Raw genomic sequence first — 21,720 nt, 5'->3', positions numbered from 1 at the left:
ATATGCTGTTAACATATAATTCACATATCATGTTATGCACTGTTTTATTACAGGCGCAGCATGATGGTGCTTACATAGATAGCCTTGCATTCAAATGAATTTGCATAGTGCCGTAGATGTAAGGTGGCGCTGAGACGCCTAAAGGATATCCGCAGGATGCGGGTTATGTAGTGGTACTGCCGCGTACAGTACGAAGAGGATTTATTTATGCAACAATCTGAACTTCAGCGTTTTAACGAAGCGCTAATCAAGCTATCTGTTCTTCTTTATCAGTCAGATAGAATGGTCACCCTTACCGAACAAGACTACCTCAACAGTGTTGTTGAAAGCCTCGACTGGCAAAGCCCAATTTGTCGAGAAGCATTTCTCAACGATACTATTTACCAAACTCGAAAATCAATTGATACCGGTGAAACCTTAACCTACATCAGAGCATTAAAAGATGATTTATCGTTTGATGCCGAAAAGGCCATGGAAGTGGCAATTGAAATGACCGGTGTAGATGGTGAAAGAAGTGACGAAGAGACAGAGCTCTTGTCGTTGCTAACCCATAAATTACTTGCCAAAGCATTAATTTCTGGGCGTAACCAAGCCTCAATCCAAAATGAGGATACAATGCTATCTTCGTGAAAACATTTTCTTGTTATACACGTATCCATCGAAGCCTCATTACTCTTGGTGTATTGGGGCTTCTTTCTGCTTGCCAATCAAATAACGCTCCTCAGTTTATTGCCAGTTCGGCCGCGTTTCCGTTAGGTGTCGCGCCCTTTGACAACTACCAAAACGAAGTCGAAAAATGGATAGACAATAACCGTATTTTTATCACTGAAAACCAGTACGCCGAACGCGAGATGAATATGCCATTTGAGTGTCATAGTCAAAATAAAGACAAAGGCGTTTTTTTGGTACACGGTTTAGGGGATTCACCTTATTTTTTAAAAGATATTGCTGATGCGTTGTGTGAAAACGGTGTTCGCGTAAGAACAATCCTTCTACCGGGTCACGGCACCAAGCCTGGCGATATGCTAAACGTTACTTTTGCGCAGTGGTACGACGAAACTGCGTTTCAATTACAACAGTTTATGCAGGACGTTGATAAGGTATACGCCGGTGGTTTTTCAACAGGCGCGAATTTAACAACGTTACTTGCAATTAATAACAATGACATTGATGGGTTAATGCTTTTTTCACCCGCGTTTAAATCGCGATTTTTTGTTTCAAAACTTGCGCCGTATATCGACGGATTGTTGCCTTGGCCCAACGTTGAACAAGAAGATAATCCTACCCGTTATAACTCAACCGCAATGCAGGGGTTTGGCGCATACCAAGAAAGTGTGAATGCGTTACAAAAAGCGTTTTCCACACAAACGATTGATATACCGGTGATGATGATTATTGCAGCACAAGACAGTGTGGTTGATACGCAACACGTAGCAGAACAATTCCGGGATAATTTTTTAGCCAGTAAAAAGTGTCTATTGTGGCAAGGCGCCCCCCCAACATTTCTTCAGACACCGGATACCGCTAACCAGCCATACTCTCGTTCCGAGCCTATCAATTATGGTAACAATATTGTCGTTCAACCAATGCGACTGTCTAAGCGGCGCGTGAGCGCAGCATCGCACATGAGCCCACTATTTTCCCCAGATAACTCTCTTTATGGAGAGCAAAATAATTTTAGAATTTGTGATAATGGCCAGTCGGCAGAGAAAGAAGCTCAGTGCCTGACTGGGGAAACGGTCTGGTTTGGGCCTTGGGGAATGGAAGAAGGCGATAAGATATTCGCGAGGCTAACGTACAACCCGTATTTTGATAAATTGGTAGATCAGATGCTGGCATTTACAGATACTGCAAAAATGAAGGCATTTTGTAAGGCGTATTAACGCAACCGGGCTATTGCCCTGTTGATATTTACATTACGACTAAATCCACCCTGAATGAAAAACGCGCTGCAATGGCAGCGCGCTTTCTTGTTTTTGAATTACAAGGCCTGTGCCTCGGCATCTTTCATTTCTTGTGCTAATCGGTCGCTCTCGTCGGCTCTAGGTTTAGTAAACCTTGCCAATGCGAGGTAAAGAACGGGGGTAAGGTAAAGCGTAAAGACCACGGCAATGCCCAAACCACCAAATACCACCCAACCAATTGCGTTTCTTGCTTCAGCGCCGGCGCCAGTAGAAAGAATAAGTGGCAGCCCCCCTAGAATGGTTGACACTAACGTCATCATAATAGGGCGTAATCTTACCGTACCTGCTTCAACAATCGCGTCGTAAACGCTATAGCCTTTGTCTCGTAATTGGTCAGCAAACTCGATTAACAAAATCGCGTTCTTCGCCAGCAGACCTATAAGCATAACTAAGCCTATCTGCGAATAGATGTTGATAGACGTGCTGGTAAGAAAGAGGGCGTATACGGCAGCAGCAATACCAAAGGGGACGGTTAGCATAACCACAACAGCACTATTTACGCTTTCAAATTGCGCTGCTAGCACTAACAGAACAATGACAAATGCAAGTACATACGTTAGCGCGACTTGCTTTGACGTCTCTTCAAAGGTTTGCGCCTCGCCTAAAAATATTAACCCAATGCCGTCAGGCAAAACGTTTTGCGATAAGGCTCTAATGTCATTTACCACGTCACTTAGCGCTTTATCTTCTGGTAATTCAACTTCTAGCTCAATAGCGCGACGCTGGGCTTGACGCTCTAATTCGGCGGCAACGCCTTCTTCACTAATAAACGCGACACTAGAAAGCGGGACTAAATTTCCATCAACGCTTTTAACGTAAAGGTTAGTGAGGTCTGACGGATTTATCGTATTCCTGTTGTTTGTTTGAAGCATAATAGGAATAGATTGGTCGCCTACGTTTAAATCCGCGATATCATCGCCGTTTACGGCTGCCCGCAGCGCGCTAGCAATATCGTTTAACGGAACACCAAGTTCTTCAGCGCGTCGTCTATCAATGTTCACGCGCATCTGTGGTTGTGTTGGGTCGTAACTTACTCTTGGACGTCCCAGTTCGGGCATCGCGGTTTCTATTTCTCTGGCAAATGCTTGCGCCGCAACAAAAATGTTTTCGTAAGTATCTCCTGTTAGTGCCATTTCTAAGCCTCCGCCTTGTCCACGAAGGTTAAGACTATTCCCCCCAAACGCATTTCCCGGGGCGCCGGGTATAGATTGAAGGCCCGGCCGGATTTCGTTTACTACGTCTTGCAACGATACGTCACGGTCATCCCAATGCTTAAGAGGCGCAGTAATGAACACAATATTAGGGTCCCATTGACCTACTACAGTATATAAGGAATCGATAGTGCCGTTCTTAACATACGGCAGTAACATCTCTTCCATCTTTTCTGCTTGTCTGTCCATAAAGTTTAGGCCCGCACCGTCTGGCCCTCTTGCGAAAATTCTTATGGTGCCGCGGTCTTCGCTAGGAAGCAGCTCGTTGTCGATATTTTGAGAAAGTAAATACGCGCCTCCGCCTGCAGCCAGACTCAATACACCCACAACCCACCCATATTTTAAGGCTTTGAGTAGCGATGATTGATAGAGCGCAAGGCATGCATTTCCAAAACGGCCAAATGTGGCACTAAAAATACCGGGTTTATTCGTATTTTCTTTTTTAAGTGCAAGCCGCGCGGTTAGCGCTGGCACGAGTGACAGGGCAACAAATGAGGAGATAATGACTGCACCGGCTAGTACGCCCCCAAATTCTCTAAATAACCGACCTGCGGTAGACGGAAGAAAAGCAATAGGGATAAAAACAGACGCAAGGACAGCAGTAGTTGCCACGACTGCAAAAAACACTTCACGGGTACCGATAACCGCTGCTGCACGCGCCCCTAAGCCCATAGCGCGTCGGCGCTGGATATTTTCTGACACCACGATAGCATCATCAACAATCATACCCGTAGCAAGTACCAACGCTAACAATGTCAAAATATTGATAGAAAAGCCCATTGCCCAGATGATGGCTAATGCTCCTGCTAACGACACGGGTATCGATAGTGCAGGCACAATAGTCGCGCGCCATGACCCAATAAATACGAGCAATGTGACGACCACTAACGCGACGGTTAGACTAAGTGAAATAATCACTTCTTTTACCGAGTCGCGAATAAACTCAGCATCATCTGCCGTCACTACAATGTTCATGTCGGTAAAGCGTTTGTCTAGGTCCCGGACCATCGCAAGCACTTCATCAGAAATTTCAATGGTGTTTGAGCTTGCTTGGCGAATAATGCCTAAGCCGATGACGGGCATGCCGTCGAGCCTTACGAAACTTGTAGAGTCGGCAGGGCCAAAATAAACGCTTGCCACATCATTAATACGAATATCGCCAGAAACGACGATATCGCCAACATCCTGAGCTGTCACTGAAGTGGCATCAGCGCGAACAATAAGGGCCTGTTCTTCAGACTGGATACTGCCGGCTGGTACATCGAAAGGCGCTAGCGCTAAAGCATCTGCGATATCTCGCATTGATAAGCCAAAACTCGTAAGGCGAAGCGGGTCTACCGATACACGAAGCACGCGCTCTCTGTCACCGCGAAGGTTAACGTCGGCAACGCCTGGAATACTTAAAAATAGTGGTGCAACGTCGGTGTTGACCCGTTCTGTTAGCGTTTCCATGTCCAGCGTGTTACTTGATATCGCTAGGCTCACCACCGCTTGAGCGTCGTTGTCAGCTCTGATGATGGCAACCTGTTCGACATCTTCGGGAAGTTGTCGCTGAACACGGCTTACCGATTCTCGCGTTTCGTTTGCGGCGTCCTCTAAATTTACGCCGGGTCGAAATTCAACGCGAATACGCGCCGAGTTTTCTTCACTTTGCGCTGAGATATTCTTTACACCGCTTACGCGCGCTACCGCACCTTCTAAGCGGCTGGTAACTTCTGCATCAACGGTTTCAGGTGATGCGCCAGGGAAGGTGGCTGTTACCGTAACGCGAGGCGTGTCTACATCGGGCAATTCTCGAACTTCTAAACCACTTAGCGCAGCGAAACCTGCAATTGCGATGAGCAAGTTTAGAACAACAATAAGGACAGGGCGGCGAATGGCCAGTGACGGGAGATCGCTGGCTTGCGATGAAAGTTGATTATCACTCACCGGTGGGCCCTCCCGCTATCTCAGTAGTTATAGCTTGCCCGGTACGAAGGCGCTGAACACCTTCTGCAATTAAGGTATCGCCAGGGTTAACATCACCTGATACCAGTATGGTGCCGCGCAATCGTTGATGAACATTCACATCGACACGTTTGGCTTTGCCATTGTCAGCTAGCCAAATGTAAGCACCGGTTGCGCCCCATAATAACGCTGACTCTGGAACCGCAGCGTAACGGTCACCCTCTATAGTCAAATTTACGCGAAAGCTCATACCTGGGCGAAATTTATCATTTGAATTGTCAAGAATAGCTCTCGCACGCAAGGTTCTGTCTGTTTCATTAATTCTGGAATCAACCTGCGCAATTTCTGCATTGACAATGTTCTCTCTGTCCGTCCAAGGTTCTAACGTCACGTCAGGTGAATTAAGTAGTACAGGAAGTGACGCTTCGGGCGCTTTAAAGTTAATGTATAATTTGCTTCTATTATCGAGCGTGGTCACAACAGTTTGTTCGGTAATTCTATCACCCACTTCAATATCTGTTATGCCTACCATGCCGTCGAAGGGGGCGACAATGTGTCTGTCCTGTAAATCTGCTTTTGCGTCTTCAAGGGTGACCTCGGCTAAGTCACGTTGCGTTTTTGCTAAATCAAGTTCATTGATTGGCACAGCGCCTTTTTTATAGCTTTCAGTCAAACGACCAACCGTTCTTTGTGCATCATCAAGGGTAAGTTGGGCGCGCTTCACCGCCGTTCTTTGACGCCTGTCGTCTAGCTTAACCAGCACTTTCCCTTTTTCAACAAATTGGCCTGGCACAAAATTAATTTGTGTAACTTCATCGCCGACAGCAGGATAAAGCACAACAGATTGAACCGCTTCAGCACTGCCGACGGCTTCTACGTTGCGCGTTTCATTCATAAAGGTAACGGGCTGTGTGACGACCAGTTTAGCCTGCTGGTCACCTCTAAATTGTGCCAGTGATGGCGATGACAACATTAAAAGGGCAGTTAGGCTTGCCCACATCCACATGCGATTTTTCACCGTCGTTTTCATTCTATTTCCGAAGCTTTTCATTTTGATTATTTACACTATGACCGATTTAACGCGAACGATGATTTGTCCGTCGAACACTGCGGCATATGCGCCTTTGGGCTAATATTTATTTATACCGTATGGGACCATAGTCGGTTCAGCTTAACAATTGCAGTTCAGCGTACTCTCGGTACAGTGCGTCGTGTTTCATTAATTCGGCATGGGTGCCGGTTGCTTTTATCTCACCGTCATTCATAACGATAATGCGGTCGGCATGCTGCACGGTGGCAAGGCGATGGGCGATGACAATACTTGTTTTCCCTTCCATTAGTTTATTCATGGCTTGTTGAACCATGCGCTCACTCATGGCATCGAGTGCGCTTGTAGCCTCATCTAAAAGAAGAATAGGGCGGTCAGCCAATATTGCACGAGCAATGGCGATACGCTGTTTTTGTCCGCCGGAAAGCTTGACACCTCGTTCGCCAAGTTGTGTGTGATAACGGTGCTCTAAATTTTCGATGAATTCATGGGCGAAAGCGAGCTTTGCAGCATTTATAACGTCTTCGTCGGTGGCAGTGGGGCGCCCATAACGGATGTTATCCATTACTGTACTGGCGAATACCACCGGGTCTTGTGTGACAATAGCAATAGATTGTCGAAGCGCAGCAAGCGTTAATGTTTTAATCGGCGTACTATTTATTAACACTTCTCCTGCTACAGGGTCGTAAAAACGCATGAGCAGCTGAAACAATGTTGATTTACCCGCCCCACTGGGGCCCACCAATGCCAGCTTTTCACCCGCTTTGATGCTTAGTGACAACTTTGAGAACAACGGTTTAGATGTGGGGTAATTGAAATCAACGTTATTGATAGTAATTGAGGGAGCACCAGTACATGCTCCCTCTAGCATTTCTTTAGATTGGCTTTGAATATCTGGGGCGGTATTGAGTAATTCGAATAGTCGCTCACTTGCGCCAATTCCTCGTTGCACTTCACCGATTACCTCGCTAATAGTCGCTATACTTCCGCCTGCCATCACAGCGTAAAACAAGAATGCCGATAATTCTCCTATCGTAATTACACCGTCTATTACTTGGCGTGCGCCAACCCATGCAATAGTGATAATAGCGGTCATGCTGATACACATAATGCAACCGATAAGCAACGAACGGTAGTGGATACGCTTTTTGGCTACTCCCATGGCAGACTCTACGCGTGTAGCAAAGTTTTCACGTTCTTTTGCTTCGGCAGTGTAGGCTTGAACGGTCATTATCTCATGTAGGCTTTCATCAATCTGCGCACCAAGGTCAGCAACTTTATCTTGGCTTTCTTTCGCGTACCTTCGCACTTTAGGGGCTAATACTTTTATTGGGATAAGTACAGCAGGCACGGCAACAAGCACACATAGTGTCAGTATAGGGCTTGATATGCCCATTAACACCAGCGCCCCTGTGAACGTCACGACAGAACGCAGTGTCATTGACAAGCTCATTCCGACGACTGTTTGGATTACAGTTGTATCGCTGGTGAACCGCGATATAACCTCACCGGTACGTAGTTCAGCAAAAAAAGATGGTGGTAAAGAGAGGAGATGGGAATAAACTTGATTTCGAATATCAGCACTTACTCGCTCACCAAGCCACGTCATCAAATAAAAGCGCGCGTAAGTGGCAATGCAGGCTACTAGCGTGATACTCAACACCATTAATGTTGCCTGATTTAAGGTGTCAGATGCATTGCCCAGGAATCCGTTGTCGATAGCATATTTAATGCCTTGTCCAAGCATCAACCAGGCGATAGAGGCAGTAAGTAGGGCGACAATTGCACCTGCTACTCTTTTTTTGTAACGGCTTAAATGAGAGCCAACCCAATGTAAAACCTGTTTAGTGGACACTTCATTTAGTGGAGTCGTCAAAATAGCCTCTTTTTTTACTACATCGTGAATATTCACACTTTGCGGTGCAAGTGCGAATTTATTATTTAAGTATACGCGTTACGGTTCGCAGTTGATTTGTACATGCGACTATATTTGCAGTAAATAAGCTGGATGGAGTTTTGTTTAACAGAATATAAAGTGTATATAGGTCCACAATCCCACGCACGGCGTATAATGTTCAATATAAAAAGGAAAATGTTTAATTCACATCTGTCTTAAACCTTTTATTTTGGAGCTGCAAGGTGAACTTTATTGACCCATTATTTCAAAAAATCCAGCGAATGTGGGTTGGCTTTGTAGAAGTACTTCCTCTGCTGGTCATTGCTGTTGTAGTGCTTATCTTTACGTGGTTAGTGTCACGTATCCTGGTAGCGCTGCTTAAACGGTCACTTAAACAGTCCAAAATCCGCCGTTCATTGCGCGAATTATTTGCCAGCCTTATTAAGGTAACGGTATGGACAGTTGGCTTTCTTATCGCCATTACCATTATTTTCCCTAGTCTGACACCAGCAAAATTACTGACTGTATTAGGCCTTGGCTCTGTAGCCGTAGGCCTGGCATTTAAAGATATTTTTGAAAACTTTTTTGCGGGCATTCTAATTATGTTGCGCAAACCCATGCGCATCGGTGACTTCGTTGAATGTGAGAGCATAAAGGGGCGAGTCGAAAAAATAACAGTGCGAGAAACCTATCTTCGCAAAACGGATGATCAATTGATCATTGTTCCTAACAGTTTTCTTTTTAAGAACCCGGTGTATGTGCTTACTGACCTGTCATTGCGGCGCTTTGATCTTGTTGTTGGTGTTGCGTATGGAGAAGATGTAGATAATGCCCGAGACGTTATTCGCAGTGCATTAGAGGGGCTTAGCGACATCAATCAACAGCGTGATATTGAAGTGTATGCTCGTGAGTTTAATTCATCGTCCCTTGATTTTACCGTGCGCTGGTGGGCAAATTCACAGCCTCTTGATATGCACAAAAGTCGGGATAAGGTTGTAACCGCTATCAAAAGAGCCTTAGACGATGCGGGTATTGAAATTCCATTCCCTTATCGTACGCTTACGTTTAAAGAGCCATTACCGCTTCGAAATAGCAACGATGGTGAGTCGGAATAATTACTATAATGACGCAGGGTTTATCCTGCGTCATTTGGTAATCTTTTTAGAAAAGTTAGAGAGCGAAAATTAAGCGCTAAACAGTGCCTTCTTTGCATTGTTCTAAACGCAAATCGCCAACAGATTCAGGGTATTGCATCCGAGTGCTTACTATGTCTGAAACCGGTGTCCCGGTATCGGTTTCTTGAAGCCATACTTTCATATCATGATTGTCACGGGTTTGGCTCAGCGAATAGCGCTTGCCACCTTCTAAGTCTACATCTAGTCGAACAATCGCTTCGCGGACATTGCCAAAAGGAAGGTCTTTGTTAATAACGCTGGCGCGAACAAATAGAACATGTTCTCCCTCTTCTACATCTCGTAGCGCTAGCGCACTGTTAGGGCGCTGGTTAAAACACATCAAGTTTACGTATTCTCGCTTATTATCAAACGCTTCTCCGCGATTAGCGAAAAAGTCTATACGTGCCTCGTTAGGCTGAACGTTTGCTTGCTGGTCGACGATATCTACAACCGATGTGCAGGCAAATAGGGGGGCTATCGCGGTAGCTAATAGGAGTGATGGTAATTTCATTCGAATAATCCTTCTTCGTAATCCATTCACTGAAACGGTCGAAAAGCTAGGCCGCCAGCGAAAAAATAAAAACCTCGTAATCAGCCATCCTTTAAACTGCATATGGCCAGTGTTTCTACCGCACTATAAACGAGTGCATTTCTAACTATATAACATAGCTTGAAAATTAAAAGAATTTTGCGATAAAGCGTGCATTAGTGGCCCGTTGGAGTCATCGCACCGGCGTGCGACGCTATAACGTAATTAAACACTGGTTAAATCAGGTTTTTACTTGCATTGAGTGGTGATATCCGTATAATTCGGCGGCCTTCTAACAGGTGTCTAATAATTAGTCGCTGGTAGTGGGCTTAAGTTAACGGTAACGCTCTAACGAGTTTGAGGCATTTATGGTTACTATTCGTTTACAGCGTGGTGGCGCGAAAAAGCGTCCATTTTATCAACTAGTGGTTGCTGATAGCAGCCGTGCAAGAAACGGTCGTTTCATTGAAAACATCGGTTTCTTCAACCCAACTGCACAAGGTCAAGCGGAACGTCTTCGCGTTGATCTAGAACGTGTAGATTACTGGGTTGGCGTAGGCGCGAGCTTATCAGATCGCGTTTCTAGCTTGGTAAAAGAAGCTAAAAAATCTGCAGCGTAAGCTGTGTTAACTGGTGAGTATAGATGAGTCTAGCGTCTGACAAAGTGATTATTGGCAAAATTGGTGCACCGTATGGTGTTAAAGGTTGGGTCAAAATCAACAGCTATACAGAAACACCAGAAGGTATTTTTGATTACTTGCCATGGTTTCTTGGTGAAGAAAAGGAATGCCGAATTGACCAATGGCGACCGCACGGTAAAAGCCTGGTAGCAAAGATTGAGGGTGTTGATAACCGAGATGATGCTGAACGTATCAAAAATCTGGATATCAATATCGATGCTTCGCTACTTCCCGATTTGGGTGACGATGGTATTTATTGGCGTGAGCTCACCGGCATGAAAGTGGTAACTACGCAAGGTTACGACTTAGGTGTGGTGAAGGAAGTGTTTAATACAGGTGCGAACGACGTTATTCACGTTAAAGCAAACGTAGGCGATGCTTTCGGTCAAAAAGAAAGACTATTACCGTTTGTCTACGATGAAGTAGTACAAGAGGTAGATAAGGAAGCGAAGGTCATTAAAGTTGACTGGGACCCGGGGTTCTAAGTGACACCGGAAAAGTGGTTTGGGGTAGTTAGTCTGTTCCCAGATATGTTTGTACCGTTCACTCAACAGGGTGTTGTTGGTCGAGCAGTTAAGTCTGGAAAAGTAACAGTTAATACCTTTAACCCCCGTGACTTTACTCATGACCGCCATCGTACAGTAGACGACCGTCCCTATGGAGGCGGCCCCGGTATGCTTATGATGGTAAAACCGCTAACTGACGCAATACAAGCTGCCAAAGATATTGGTGGTGAAAACAGTAAGGTGATCTACTTATCACCCCAAGGGAAACCCCTTGACCAGGCTGGCGTTAAACGTTTAGCCAACATTGACCGCACTATTTTGATATGTGGTCGATACGAAGGAATTGATGAGCGCGTAATTGAAAGCCATGTAGATGAAGAAGTCTCCATTGGTGATTATGTGCTAAGTGGCGGTGAACTACCGGCAATGGTCTTAATGGACGCAGTTGCTCGACTAGTTCCTGGCGTGTTGGGGCATAAAGCTTCAGCAGTAGAAGATTCTTTCACTGACGGCCTTTTGGATTGTCCGCATTATACGCGGCCCGAAGTGCTCGAAGGTCAAAAGGTACCTGAGGTGTTGCTAAGTGGTGATCATGAAAAAATTAGGCAGTGGCGACTGATGCAGTCTTTAGGTAGAACTATGCAACGTCGCCCTGATTTGTTAAATCACCTAGCTCTGACTGAGGAGCAGCAGCGTTTGCTTGAGTTATTCCAAGCGCAGCTGCAGCAAGATGACAGTTAACTAGGACGAGAGGATATGATGAGCAAAGTCAGTCAAGATATCATCAAGAAAATTGAGCAAGCACAGCTTAAATCTGATGTTCCAGGGTTTGGCCCGGGTGACACAGTAGTTGTTAAAGTTCGCGTTACCGAAGGTGACAAAGAACGTCTTCAGGCTTATGAAGGTGTTGTTATCGCTAAGCGTAACCGTGGTCTGCACTCGTCTTTTACCGTACGTAAGATTTCTAGCGGCGAAGGCGTTGAGCGTGTGTTCCAAACACACAGCCCGGCTATCTCTTCAATTGAAGTTAAACGCCGCGGTGCGGTTCGTCGTGCTAAGCTTTACTATCTACGTGAGCGTTCAGGTAAATCTGCACGTATCAAAGAGAAGCTTAACTAAGATTACTAATCCTTGCGTTATTGTTAACTTCGAAAAAGCCCGCGTTATGCGGGCTTTTTTGTGTCAGAGGAATACTTCGACGACAGCGAGAAACATATCTTCTCGGCAGTGGATTCTTAACACGTAGGTCACACCATAAGCGATAGCGACTCTATTAGTGCGTTGTTCTCGGTATCGATAACGCTAATAATATGCTTATGAAGGCGCTTCTTATGTTCACCAAAGATAGTGCGCTTTTTATCAAATGTTTTAGCGTATTCAACAGCACCACGCATTAACCCTTCTTGGCTGTCATAGGCTTTTTCTATAACATGGTCTTGCTCTAGCTCTGCACCAGACACGCGTCGGCCAGACAATTTCATCTCATTAAAGCGATAATAAGGCATGGCCTTTTTCACAAACTCAATCATGCCGGGCAGGAAGGGGATAGATAAATCGACTTCTGGAAAGCAGAAGAAGCCTTTGTCTGAACGCATAAAGCGAAAGTCACATGCACAGGCAAGAATGGCTCCGTTACCAAAAGCATGGCCGTTAATGGCTGCGATCACCGGCATAGGAAAAAGAAGCAGCGTTTTAAATACGTCATCCATACTATGCATAAACGCTTTAATTTCATCATACTGCTGCGCCTTCATTGCGGGCATTAACCAATCGGTATCTATACCCAAACTAAAGCATTTCTCATCACTTGATGTTATCACCAGTGCTTTACACGAGGTATTCTCAATAACGCGCTGTAACGTTTTCAACATGTCTCGCGCGTAGTCGGGGTTATGTCGGTTCTCACCGTTTTGCATCGTTAGAATGGCCACATCACCATCGTAAGTTAACGTTATATTATCCATTCGCAGTCTCTTTTACGTTGTTATTAACGCTATTCTTCTATAAATGGGAGCGAATGAGAACTTTAACGTAATGATATTTACTTATTGATGGTAACGTGCGGCCATAAATCTATTAGTGAATTTATTCCCATACGCTACGTTGCAACACCAACATGTAGATGCGAATGGGCTGTTTAACACGACTGCTGCTGGTTTGTGTTTGGTGCCAATGAAATCGATGGGTCCCAAATGCGCTGCCAAATAGCGTTTACACCACTTAAGTTTGGCCGTTCACTAAACTTCTCAAACGAACCGACCTCAATTCCTGACTCGGTTTTTTCTGCAACGTTAAAGTTAAATACGTAGGCACATTCAACGCCCATTCTCAAGTCTGAAAGAATAATGTCGTCATCGCGTAAACGAACAGAATATAACCCTTTGGTAAACCACTGTAAGCGTTTTACGCCCCATTCAGATTGTACGGGAATGAGTAATTCAGGCGCAGTAGGGTAGGCGTCGATACTGACATCATTGGGTGAATCAAACACAGAGGAATAAATTTCGTAATATTCGTTTTCGGCTACCACCACAGTACGCCACAATAATGTTGTGAATGGCGCAGGTGTGCTCATGTAGTGCTGTGGCTGAATGTTTTGTTTCGCTAGCGCCGATTGAACATTGTTATCAATAATAACTTTGCCAATAAGTGACCAACCCATATAAATACAGCTCACGAGTAGGCCGAAAGTATTTGCTCGCGCTTTTGTATTTTGTTGAGTGTGGGGCAGTAAGGCCATTGCTACGCCAACGAGCAACGGTATCGTGACAAGTGGGTCGATGATGAATATGTTCGATATAGCAAAGGGGTATTCGGTTATGGGCCATAACAGCTGAGTCCCATAAACTGTAAAACTATCTAAAATTGCGTGGGTAGATAAACACAAAAATACCAACCAAAACCAACGGTGTTTAAACCTCGACGTGTCTTTGTGAGTGGTTAAGAGTAACCACACTATTAATGGGCTAATGAGCAGATGCACTAATAGTGAGTGGCTAAATCCGCGATGGTAAGTGAATGCTTCGACAGCACCATCGTAGGGTAAGAAAACATCTAAGTCAGGAAACGTACCGAGTATAGCGCCCCAAACGACCGCCTTTCTGCCCACTTGGTTTCCTAAAACCGCATAACCAACTGCGCCACCTAATGCGGCTTGCGTGAGAGAGTCCATGTTGTCTGCATAATGATTAATTTCAATATTATACGGCGTGCGTCTTTCATCAGCCCAAAGTCTTTGTAAAGTTGGTTATTCTTTTTCTGTGCTGTTCTCGTAGTTCGGCGCAGAATAAGTTACCGAGTCTAGCGGTGGCAAGCAGATGGTGGGGTTGGTATTATTCTGTTTATCCCTTAGCATCACGAGTGGTTAATAAATGCTCGAGCGATGCGGTTACACCCACAATATTACGGTCCATTCACTTCGCATCTATCCTAGATTAAAGTATTATGCGTTAAAGCTTGCGCTATTAGAGCTAAATTGTTAAAAAGTCAACGACGTTAAAGAAATATAGAAAAGGCTTGTTGTATATAAAAGTTTACATGCATAAGTGCATTACTCTTTTAACGTTTTATTTTCCGTTTTTTAGTTAAGAGAGCTTTCCATGATCAAGGACACCGTAAATAATGTTCACGTAAGTACAGAAGATGTACTTATTACTCCTGAAGCGCTAAGCGCAGAATTGCCTGTTTCCGATAAAGCGCTAGCCGCTATCACCGAATCGCGTGGCATAGTGTCAGATATCATCCACCGTCGCGATCACCGTATGCTGGTAGTTTGCGGCCCGTGCTCTATCCATGATATCGAAGCCGCGAAAGCCTATGCTTTGAAATTAAAAGAACTCCATGAATCGTGCAAAGACACCCTGTTCATTGTCATGCGCGTTTATTTTGAAAAGCCAAGAACCACCACTGGGTGGAAAGGGCTAATAAACGACCCACATATTGACGGTACGTTTGATATCGAAACGGGCTTAAGAAAGGCAAGAGAATTACTCATCTGGTTAGCAGAGCTTGAGCTTCCTGTTGCAACGGAAGCACTTGACCCTATTAGCCCTCAGTATTTAGCGGAGCTGTTTAGTTGGGCTGCTATTGGTGCGCGTACGTCTGAGTCTCAAACGCACAGAGAAATGGCAAGCGGGTTGTCAATGCCTGTTGGTTTCAAAAATGGTACCGACGGAAGTTTAGACATTGCTATAAACGCGCTTAAATCAGCCGCATCGGGCCATCGCTTTATGGGAATTAACAAACAAGGTCAGGTAAGCATTATTGGCACCAGCGGAAATCCAGATGGTCATATAATCTTGCGTGGCGGTAAACAGCCAAACTATGACTCTGTTTGTGTTTCAGAGTGTGAGTTAGAGCTACAAGATGCGGGCCTTACTGCTGGGTTAGTGGTGGATTGCAGCCACGCGAACTCTTCGAAAGATTATCGTCGTCAACCTGCTGTCGCGCTTAATGTTGTCAATCAAATATTAGAAGGGAACCAGTCTATTATTGGTGTGATGCTTGAAAGCCATTTACATGCAGGAAATCAAAAGGCAGAAGGAAAGTCACCGTCTGAGCTTGAGTTTGGTGTTTCAATTACAGATGGTTGTATTGATTGGGAAACGACCGAAAATTTGATTGCCCAAACCAGAGATAAACTTATAACTGTGCTACCCTTACGTCAAAACAGGCGCAGCGACGTAGCGTAGAGCACTACGTTGTGCCATTTGAATAAAGGATGAATTAATGGCTGATTTTTCGCAGCAACTTAACGCGCTGCGTGAAGGAATAGACGAGCTGGACTCCCAGCTCGTTGCGCTATTAGCAAAGCGAAGCGCGCTTACTACCCAAGTGGGGCAAATCAAGGCCGAAGCAGGCATGCCAGTTTATGTGCCAGAGCGCGAACGTGAACTTATTGAAGCTCGTCGCGAACAGGCCACAGCGCTAGGGGTATCTCCCGATCTCACCGAAGACTTATTACGCAGAGTAATGCGAGAGTCTTACCACACGCAAAACAACCAGTACCGCTGTGTTAATGACACCATCGATAATGTAACCGTGATAGGCGGTGCCGGTGCGTTAGGTCGCGTTTTCGTTCGATTGTTCGAGCGAAGCGGCTATAAGGTTAACATCGTCGAAAGAGATGATTGGGAAAACGGTGTTGCTGATAACTATTTGCGTAATACCTCGCTGGTTGTCGTTTCGGTTCCCATCAATATTACAGAACACGTCATTAGCAAGCTGACTATGCTGCCCAAGCATTGCATACTTGCGGACATCACCAGTATTAAGAAAAAGCCGCTTCTTAGCATGCTAAGCGTTCATGAAGGCCCCGTTGTCGGCTTGCATCCCATGTTTGGGCCTGATGCCCCTGGCATGATTAAACAAGTCGTTGTGGTCTGTGAGGGGCGTTATCCCGAGCAATATCAATGGCTCATTGATCAAATGACGATTTGGGGGGCTACGCTTCAGCATAGCACCGCTGATGAGCATGATAAGTCAATGGCCTATATTCAAGTCATGCGGCATTTCAACACCTTCGTTTATGGTGCGCACTTACATGGCGAAAATCCAGAGCTAGAAACGCTAACCATGTTTAGTTCACCAATTTACCGTTTAGAGCTTGCGATGGTAGGGCGATTGTTTGCGCAGGCGCCTGAATTGTATGCCGATATCATATTTAATAACCCCGAAAATTTTGCGTTGTTAAGACGATTCCACGAACGCTTTGGGCTGGCGCTCGACATATTAGAAGCCGGTGATAAAAAGGCATTCATTAAGCAGTTTATGCATATTGGGAATTGGTTTGGCAGTTATGCAAAACGTTGTTTAGTAGACAGTAAGCAACTGTTGTTGAAAGCCGACGATGGACAGCTTTTGAGAAAGTAAGCGAGGTTTAGGTACTCGTTCTACAGTTACACGGTAAAACGAAAGAGGCAGTGCGTTAAGCGCTGCCTCTGCTTTATTTTACTCTGCCAATGCGCTTGCCGCCGCCACTTTTGTTGGGCTTATTTCTTCACTTGGATAACACCCAAGCACTTTAATATAACGTGTAATGCTTCTTAGTGAATCCATGGCCTTTTGAACAGGGCCATCTTCTACATTACCTTCAACGTCTAAATAAAACATTTCTTCCCACGGGTTACCTGGAATAGGGCGAGATTCAAGTTTTGTCATATTAATGCTGTTTTCACGCAGTACGAGCAGCGCCTCAACCAATGCGCCAGGTTTTTGGACCGTAGACATCACTAACGTGGTTTTGGCAGGCACTTGCAGAGGAACAACTACAGCATTTCTGGCTACAACAATAAATCGGCTGTGGTTTTCTTTTTGATTGGCTAAGTTGCTTTTTATTGCCATCAACCCGTACAAGTTTCCACCTGCTTCGCTTCCTATTGCAGCCACGTCGTCTCGCTGTAATTCACTTACTGTAAGCATGGCCGACGACGTGCTATCCATTGTTTTCACTTCTACATTGCCTAATTCAGCCAAAAAGTGACTGCATTGGGTGAATACCTGAGGATGAGCGTAAAGCGTTTTTATTTTATCGATTGAGGTTGCTGTGCCTACGAGTAACGTGTGTCTAATAGGGTGGGTAAGCTCACCAATAATACTGAGTTGCGTATGTTGAAGTTGGTCGTACACTTCATTAATACTGCCTGATGTCGTATTTTCGATAGGTAATACCGCGTAGTCGGCTTCTGCATTTTCTACTTTATTGATAATTTCTGCAAAGCTTTGGCAGCCAAACTCAAGCAACTCTCCAGGTCGGCGTGAAAAGTACTTTTGCGTAGCAAGATAAGAGTAAGAGCCTTTATCGCCTAAAAAGGCTACGCGATTAAGAGGTAATGCGCTCCCTGGATTCGCGCGTTCAGCTAACATAGCTTGCTGGTTCAGTACCGAGTCTTCAATAACAACATGAAAAATTTGCGTAACGTAGTGAGGGTCCAATCCAATCTTTTTTCCCTCTTTAATCAAACGCACCAGTAATTGTTCTTCCCGCTTTTGATCTCTGACGGGAATGTGGTGTTTAATTTTTGTTTCTGCAACCTCATTGGTCAGTGAACGGCGTTCTGCTAATAGCGAAAGAAGCTCGCTGTCTAGCGCGGTGATGCGCTCTCTAATCAAGTTCAAAGCATTGTCCGACATAATTTCCCACTTGTTCTATTAGCTAAAAAAAAACCTCCCGTCGGGAGGTTTTTATGCTTGCAGCAGCGCCTCCCTAAATAAAGGATATAAACGCAAAAAAGAAAACTGCAGCATTGATATTATTTTGTTTCATGCACCGAATGTATGCGTTAGCTGTGATGGTGTCAACTAGTTTTTACAATTGAAATTATAATTTTTTTGCAAAAAATTGATATTTGCAAATATTGCTATTTCAAAGTCAGTAGAGACCGTCTTCGCTATCTCTACTGAATACACAATGCTAGTTGCCCAACAGTGCCGCTAACATTTGCCTTACTTCAGTAGGCTCAAACGGTTTATCACATAACGCATTCACACCCGTTTGTTGAATGTTTGCCATGTGTGCGCTTTCCGCGGACTCTGAAGTAACCATGATAATAGGGATATGTGTTGTTTGGGGGTTAAACCTAATAAACTCTGAAAGCTCTCGTCCGTCCATTTCAGGCATATTGTAATCAGTGACCACCAAATCGAATTCTTCGTCCTTGATAAAAGTTAGCGCCATTGCACCATTTTCGGCCTCTTTAATGCGCTTAAGGCCCATGCCTTCAAGTACTCGGCGTATGTGATTTCTGGCAAGCTTGCTGTCATCGACCAAAAGTACACGAACGTCATGAACGTCGAAAAGTTCAAGGTCGAGCTCGTCATGATTTATCAAATCCAAACTTGCGTTGAGTGCTCGTGACAAATGAAGAGGCTCAAATGGCTTAGGTAATATTGCCGCGACGCCAGCCTGTTTGAACTCCTCCAGTTTACTTATTCGGTTTTCGCTTGAAACCAACATAAACGGAATGGTTTTAAATTCTTCACTTTCTTTAATGAACTTAAGTAGCTCGATTGCTGTGCCGTCTTCGAAGTACATGGCACTTACGATAAGGTCGGCCCCGTGTGCCTTAACCGCAGACATCGCCTCAGCAAGGGTACTGACAGGGTCAATTTCCTTTACTTTTTCTTTTAGCATCAAGGTTGTAATAATCTTTCTCTGCGTGTCAGAGGGTTCAACCAAAATTATATGTAGATCAGAAATTGACAACTTTTCCATTTCAGACTCTTTTGTTGTTTATTAAATATAGTGACATGGCGATGCCGCTTAACCTCCTGCAAGTTTAGCCTTAAACCCTTTATCTTGCAGTAGGAGTTTTAGTTTTTCTCTATCGTCGGTTTGTACTTCGATTATTCCATCTTTTACCGCACCGCCGCAGCCGCACTTCTTCTTAAGATCGCTACCGAGCTGCTTGAGGTCTGAAGGATTCATATCTAGCCCTTTTATGAGCGAAACGCCTTTTCCCTTTCTTCCTTTTGTTTCTCGATGTATTCGAACGATGCCGTCGTTTGATACCGAGCGCGGTGCTTCTTTTTCTTGTGGCTTAACTTTTCCACCATCAGTACTGTAAACAAGTAGCGCATCTTTCCAGTCTTGCATAAGGTCCTCATAATGCAGATATATTTCATATTTAAACGTGCAAACACCCTAAAGATGAATGGCAGCTCGCAGAATGTACGCTAGTATAGATAATAGCGTAGAAAAAATCAGGTTTAGCGTGCGGCTAAACTATTATTAGTAGTCAAAGTTATTAGCGAATAAATGAGGAAAGTATGGAAATTGCAACGTCAGTAAGAAATGGAAATACGCTGATTATCCAAGTTGGTGAAAAGTTTGATTTTGGAAAAGTAGAAGCATTTAGAAATGCATACTTAGACCTAAGTAGCGATATAACGCACATTGTTGTCGATCTCGCTCGAACCGACTACATGGATAGCTCGGCGCTAGGCATGTTACTAAATATGCAAAAAGCGCTAGCGGATCGCGACATTAAGTACTCCATAGAAAAGGCGCGTCCACAGGTGGACAGAATACTCAAAATTTCACGTTTCGATAAAAAGTTTGAAATTAAATAGGGTCAAAAGACATTAGTCGCTTTTAGCATGGTGGAGTCTCTATGAATATTCTCATCGTCGATGATGAAGAAATAAACCGCTTAATGTTGTTAAGCATGCTAAACAATGCTGGCTTTGACGATTGTTTGCAGGCAGGGAGTGCTGAGGAAGCGCTAACATTGATGGATGAGTCGCTACCCGATTTAGTGCTTCTTGATGTTGTTATGCCTGGTATGAGTGGTTTCGAGCTTGCGCCCAAAATACGAGAGCGAGCAAAAGGCCGGTATTTACCCATTTTATTTATTACCGCGCTTGAGGATAAGGATAGCTTGGTAAGGTGTCTAGAAGTAGGTGGAAACGACTTCGCGACTAAGCCATTTGATAAACATATTCTTACTGCAAAAATTAAAGCGCACCAAAAAATCCAAGTGTTGAGCTCTAAAATTCAAGAGCAAAATAAGGCGCTTCGGTTTTATAAACAGCAAGTAGCGAGAGAGCACGCTATTGTTGAACACATATTCAGTAATGCCATTGTGAATAGCAGTGAATTATTGGCACATTTCGATTGTTACCTTTCGCCCGTTGAAACGTTTAACGGTGATATGTTTATTTGCGAAGCAAGTCCAAGCGGAGGCGTATACTTTCTCGTCGGTGATTTTACAGGTCACGGATTGGCGTCAGCGGTTGGGGCATTGCCCGTCAACCGTGCTTTTAGAGAAATGGCCCTGCAAGGGTGGGCAGTGCCTGAAATTGTCGAAGAGCTGAATAAAGTTTTACTGCAATTTTTGCCCGGCGACATGTTCATGGCTGCGGTGGTTGCTGAGGTATCTGCTGATGGTAGTAAAGTAACGCTATGGCAGGGGGGAATGCCTAAGGTGATAAGGCTCTGTGCGTCGGGAGAACAAGTGCAAAGTTTTCCGTCAGAGCACATGGCGTTAGGTATTCTTGATGCTGATGACTTCGATGAAAATTGTAATACATTCGAGCTTAATGAGAATGACAAGCTGGTTATTTGTAGTGACGGGCTGATTGAGGTCGCAGACGAAGATGGTCAGTTTTTAAATGAAAGTGGTGTTGAGGAATGGTGCAAGTGTAATCCCGTCTTTAAAGCACAGCAGCTTGTTGATCATGCGAAATCGTTTTCGAACAGTGAAGAGTTTCACGATGACGTGTCGGTAGTGATATTTAAAAGCCAAAAAATTAGTAAGTCGCACACCTACTTGGTAGATGACGCTATACCCTCTCATGTCTCAATTCATTTGAATGAAGTGCATCTTAAGCGAGATGATGTGCTGCAACGAATACTTCAAATTGCCGGGCAATGTAGCGGTGTACAATATATACGCTCTACCCTTTACACCCTTCTGTCAGAAATGTTTTCTAACGCCTTAGAGCACGGCATCCTAAAAATGGATTCTTCAATAAAACAGTGTCCCGACGGTTTTATTCGCTATTACGAAGAACGTGAAAAGCAATTAAATCAGCTTACCCACGCTGCAATAGAAATAGAAATAGAATCACTTCCCAGCAAGGGTGGCGTAACGATAAGCGTGAAAGACAGTGGTGATGGATTTGACTTCTCATCTATGCCTGCGACGTCTGATGAGGTAAGCCATGGAAGAGGCATATCACTTATTCAGGCGCTTAGCCAAGACGTAACCTTTGCAGATGGTGGGCGCAAAGTTATGTGTTTTGTAAAAATATCGGAATAAATA

At 44.5% G+C, this 21,720-nt stretch carries 20 protein-coding genes; 11 read left to right on the top strand and 9 right to left on the bottom strand.

All coding sequences use genetic code 11. From position 1 onward, the window contains the following. Window positions 1-207: 207 nt before the first annotated feature. On the top strand, window positions 208-630 hold the full coding sequence (locus AC27EZ_RS00485; RefSeq protein ID WP_487133441.1) for a TerB family tellurite resistance protein: 423 nt from the start codon (window positions 208-210) through the stop codon (window positions 628-630). Beyond that, window positions 627-1,883 (top strand): alpha/beta hydrolase, encoded by a 1,257-nt coding sequence (locus AC27EZ_RS00480; RefSeq protein WP_487133440.1) that lies wholly within the window; start codon window positions 627-629, stop codon window positions 1,881-1,883. Before AC27EZ_RS00485 ends, AC27EZ_RS00480 begins: the two co-directional genes overlap by 4 nt. 98 nt (window positions 1,884-1,981) lie before the next feature. On the opposite strand, the gene AC27EZ_RS00475 is transcribed toward AC27EZ_RS00480, so the two are convergent. From AC27EZ_RS00475 to AC27EZ_RS00465, 3 genes are all read right to left on the bottom strand, one after another. Then, on the bottom strand, window positions 1,982-5,104 hold the full coding sequence (locus AC27EZ_RS00475) for an efflux RND transporter permease subunit (protein WP_487133439.1): 3,123 nt from the start codon (window positions 5,102-5,104) through the stop codon (window positions 1,982-1,984). After that, window positions 5,097-6,152: an efflux RND transporter periplasmic adaptor subunit gene (locus tag AC27EZ_RS00470; RefSeq protein ID WP_487133438.1), complete on the bottom strand. Its 1,056-nt coding sequence runs from the start codon at window positions 6,150-6,152 to the stop codon at window positions 5,097-5,099. Before AC27EZ_RS00470 ends, AC27EZ_RS00475 begins: the two co-directional genes overlap by 8 nt. A gap of 136 nt (window positions 6,153-6,288) precedes the next feature. After that, entirely contained in the window at window positions 6,289-8,046 is a 1,758-nt protein-coding gene (locus tag AC27EZ_RS00465; protein WP_487133437.1) for an ABC transporter transmembrane domain-containing protein, read from the bottom strand. A gap of 263 nt (window positions 8,047-8,309) precedes the next feature. Between AC27EZ_RS00465 and AC27EZ_RS00460 the strand changes: the two genes are divergently transcribed. Beyond that, a complete protein-coding gene (locus AC27EZ_RS00460) occupies window positions 8,310-9,182 on the top strand; it encodes a mechanosensitive ion channel family protein (RefSeq protein ID WP_487133436.1) in 873 nt (290 codons plus the stop codon). 76 nt (window positions 9,183-9,258) lie between these two features. Here the strand turns inward: AC27EZ_RS00460 and AC27EZ_RS00455 are convergent, their stop codons facing one another. Then, window positions 9,259-9,753, bottom strand: coding sequence for a hypothetical protein (locus AC27EZ_RS00455; RefSeq protein WP_487133435.1), 495 nt, complete (start codon window positions 9,751-9,753; stop codon window positions 9,259-9,261). 386 nt (window positions 9,754-10,139) lie between these two features. Here AC27EZ_RS00455 and rpsP point away from each other — a divergent pair, with 386 nt between their 5' ends. From rpsP to rplS, 4 genes are read left to right on the top strand one after another with little or no spacing between them, the layout of a single operon-like run. Further along, window positions 10,140-10,391 carry a 30S ribosomal protein S16 gene (gene rpsP / locus AC27EZ_RS00450; RefSeq protein ID WP_015066663.1) on the top strand — a complete coding sequence of 84 codons (252 nt, stop codon included), beginning with the start codon at window positions 10,140-10,142 and terminating at the stop codon, window positions 10,389-10,391. A gap of 23 nt (window positions 10,392-10,414) precedes the next feature. Continuing rightward, a complete protein-coding gene (gene rimM / locus AC27EZ_RS00445) occupies window positions 10,415-10,936 on the top strand; it encodes a ribosome maturation factor RimM (RefSeq protein WP_421134082.1) in 522 nt (173 codons plus the stop codon). Next, the gene (trmD, locus tag AC27EZ_RS00440; protein WP_487133434.1) at window positions 10,937-11,698 is read left to right on the top strand and encodes a tRNA (guanosine(37)-N1)-methyltransferase TrmD; all 762 of its coding nucleotides are present in this window, start codon (window positions 10,937-10,939) and stop codon (window positions 11,696-11,698) included. 18 nt (window positions 11,699-11,716) lie between these two features. Then, entirely contained in the window at window positions 11,717-12,076 is a 360-nt protein-coding gene (gene rplS / locus AC27EZ_RS00435; RefSeq protein WP_013784897.1) for a 50S ribosomal protein L19, read from the top strand. Between the two features lie 128 nt (window positions 12,077-12,204). On the opposite strand, the gene AC27EZ_RS00430 is transcribed toward rplS, so the two are convergent. After that, window positions 12,205-12,921: an enoyl-CoA hydratase/isomerase family protein gene (locus AC27EZ_RS00430; protein WP_487133433.1), complete on the bottom strand. Its 717-nt coding sequence runs from the start codon at window positions 12,919-12,921 to the stop codon at window positions 12,205-12,207. 173 nt (window positions 12,922-13,094) lie between these two features. After that, window positions 13,095-14,129 (bottom strand): metal-dependent hydrolase, encoded by a 1,035-nt coding sequence (locus tag AC27EZ_RS00425; RefSeq protein ID WP_487133432.1) that lies wholly within the window; start codon window positions 14,127-14,129, stop codon window positions 13,095-13,097. 427 nt (window positions 14,130-14,556) lie between these two features. Here AC27EZ_RS00425 and AC27EZ_RS00420 point away from each other — a divergent pair, with 427 nt between their 5' ends. Continuing rightward, a complete protein-coding gene (locus tag AC27EZ_RS00420; protein ID WP_487133431.1) occupies window positions 14,557-15,648 on the top strand; it encodes a 3-deoxy-7-phosphoheptulonate synthase in 1,092 nt (363 codons plus the stop codon). A gap of 37 nt (window positions 15,649-15,685) precedes the next feature. Next, complete coding sequence (tyrA, locus tag AC27EZ_RS00415) at window positions 15,686-16,828, top strand: bifunctional chorismate mutase/prephenate dehydrogenase (RefSeq protein WP_487133430.1); 1,143 nt, start codon at window positions 15,686-15,688, stop codon at window positions 16,826-16,828. Window positions 16,829-16,906: 78 nt separating this feature from the next. On the opposite strand, the gene pheA is transcribed toward tyrA, so the two are convergent. The 3 genes from pheA to yciH form a co-directional block, all read right to left on the bottom strand. Continuing rightward, complete coding sequence (gene pheA, locus AC27EZ_RS00410) at window positions 16,907-18,088, bottom strand: prephenate dehydratase (RefSeq protein WP_421134088.1); 1,182 nt, start codon at window positions 18,086-18,088, stop codon at window positions 16,907-16,909. 280 nt (window positions 18,089-18,368) lie between these two features. Next, a complete protein-coding gene (locus AC27EZ_RS00405; protein ID WP_487133429.1) occupies window positions 18,369-19,169 on the bottom strand; it encodes a response regulator in 801 nt (266 codons plus the stop codon). A 48-nt stretch (window positions 19,170-19,217) separates the two neighbouring features. Then, entirely contained in the window at window positions 19,218-19,550 is a 333-nt protein-coding gene (gene yciH / locus AC27EZ_RS00400; protein WP_487133428.1) for a stress response translation initiation inhibitor YciH, read from the bottom strand. 173 nt (window positions 19,551-19,723) lie between these two features. Here yciH and AC27EZ_RS00395 point away from each other — a divergent pair, with 173 nt between their 5' ends. Together AC27EZ_RS00395 and AC27EZ_RS00390 are read left to right on the top strand one after the other, a co-directional pair. Next, complete coding sequence (locus AC27EZ_RS00395; RefSeq protein WP_487133427.1) at window positions 19,724-20,026, top strand: STAS domain-containing protein; 303 nt, start codon at window positions 19,724-19,726, stop codon at window positions 20,024-20,026. A 41-nt stretch (window positions 20,027-20,067) separates the two neighbouring features. Then, window positions 20,068-21,717: an ATP-binding SpoIIE family protein phosphatase gene (locus AC27EZ_RS00390; protein WP_487133426.1), complete on the top strand. Its 1,650-nt coding sequence runs from the start codon at window positions 20,068-20,070 to the stop codon at window positions 21,715-21,717. The last annotated feature ends 3 nt before the right edge of the window (window positions 21,718-21,720 follow it).

Source organism: Alteromonas sp. 4NH20-0056, assembly GCF_057539655.1.
This window is presented reverse-complemented; position numbering and strand designations above follow the sequence as displayed.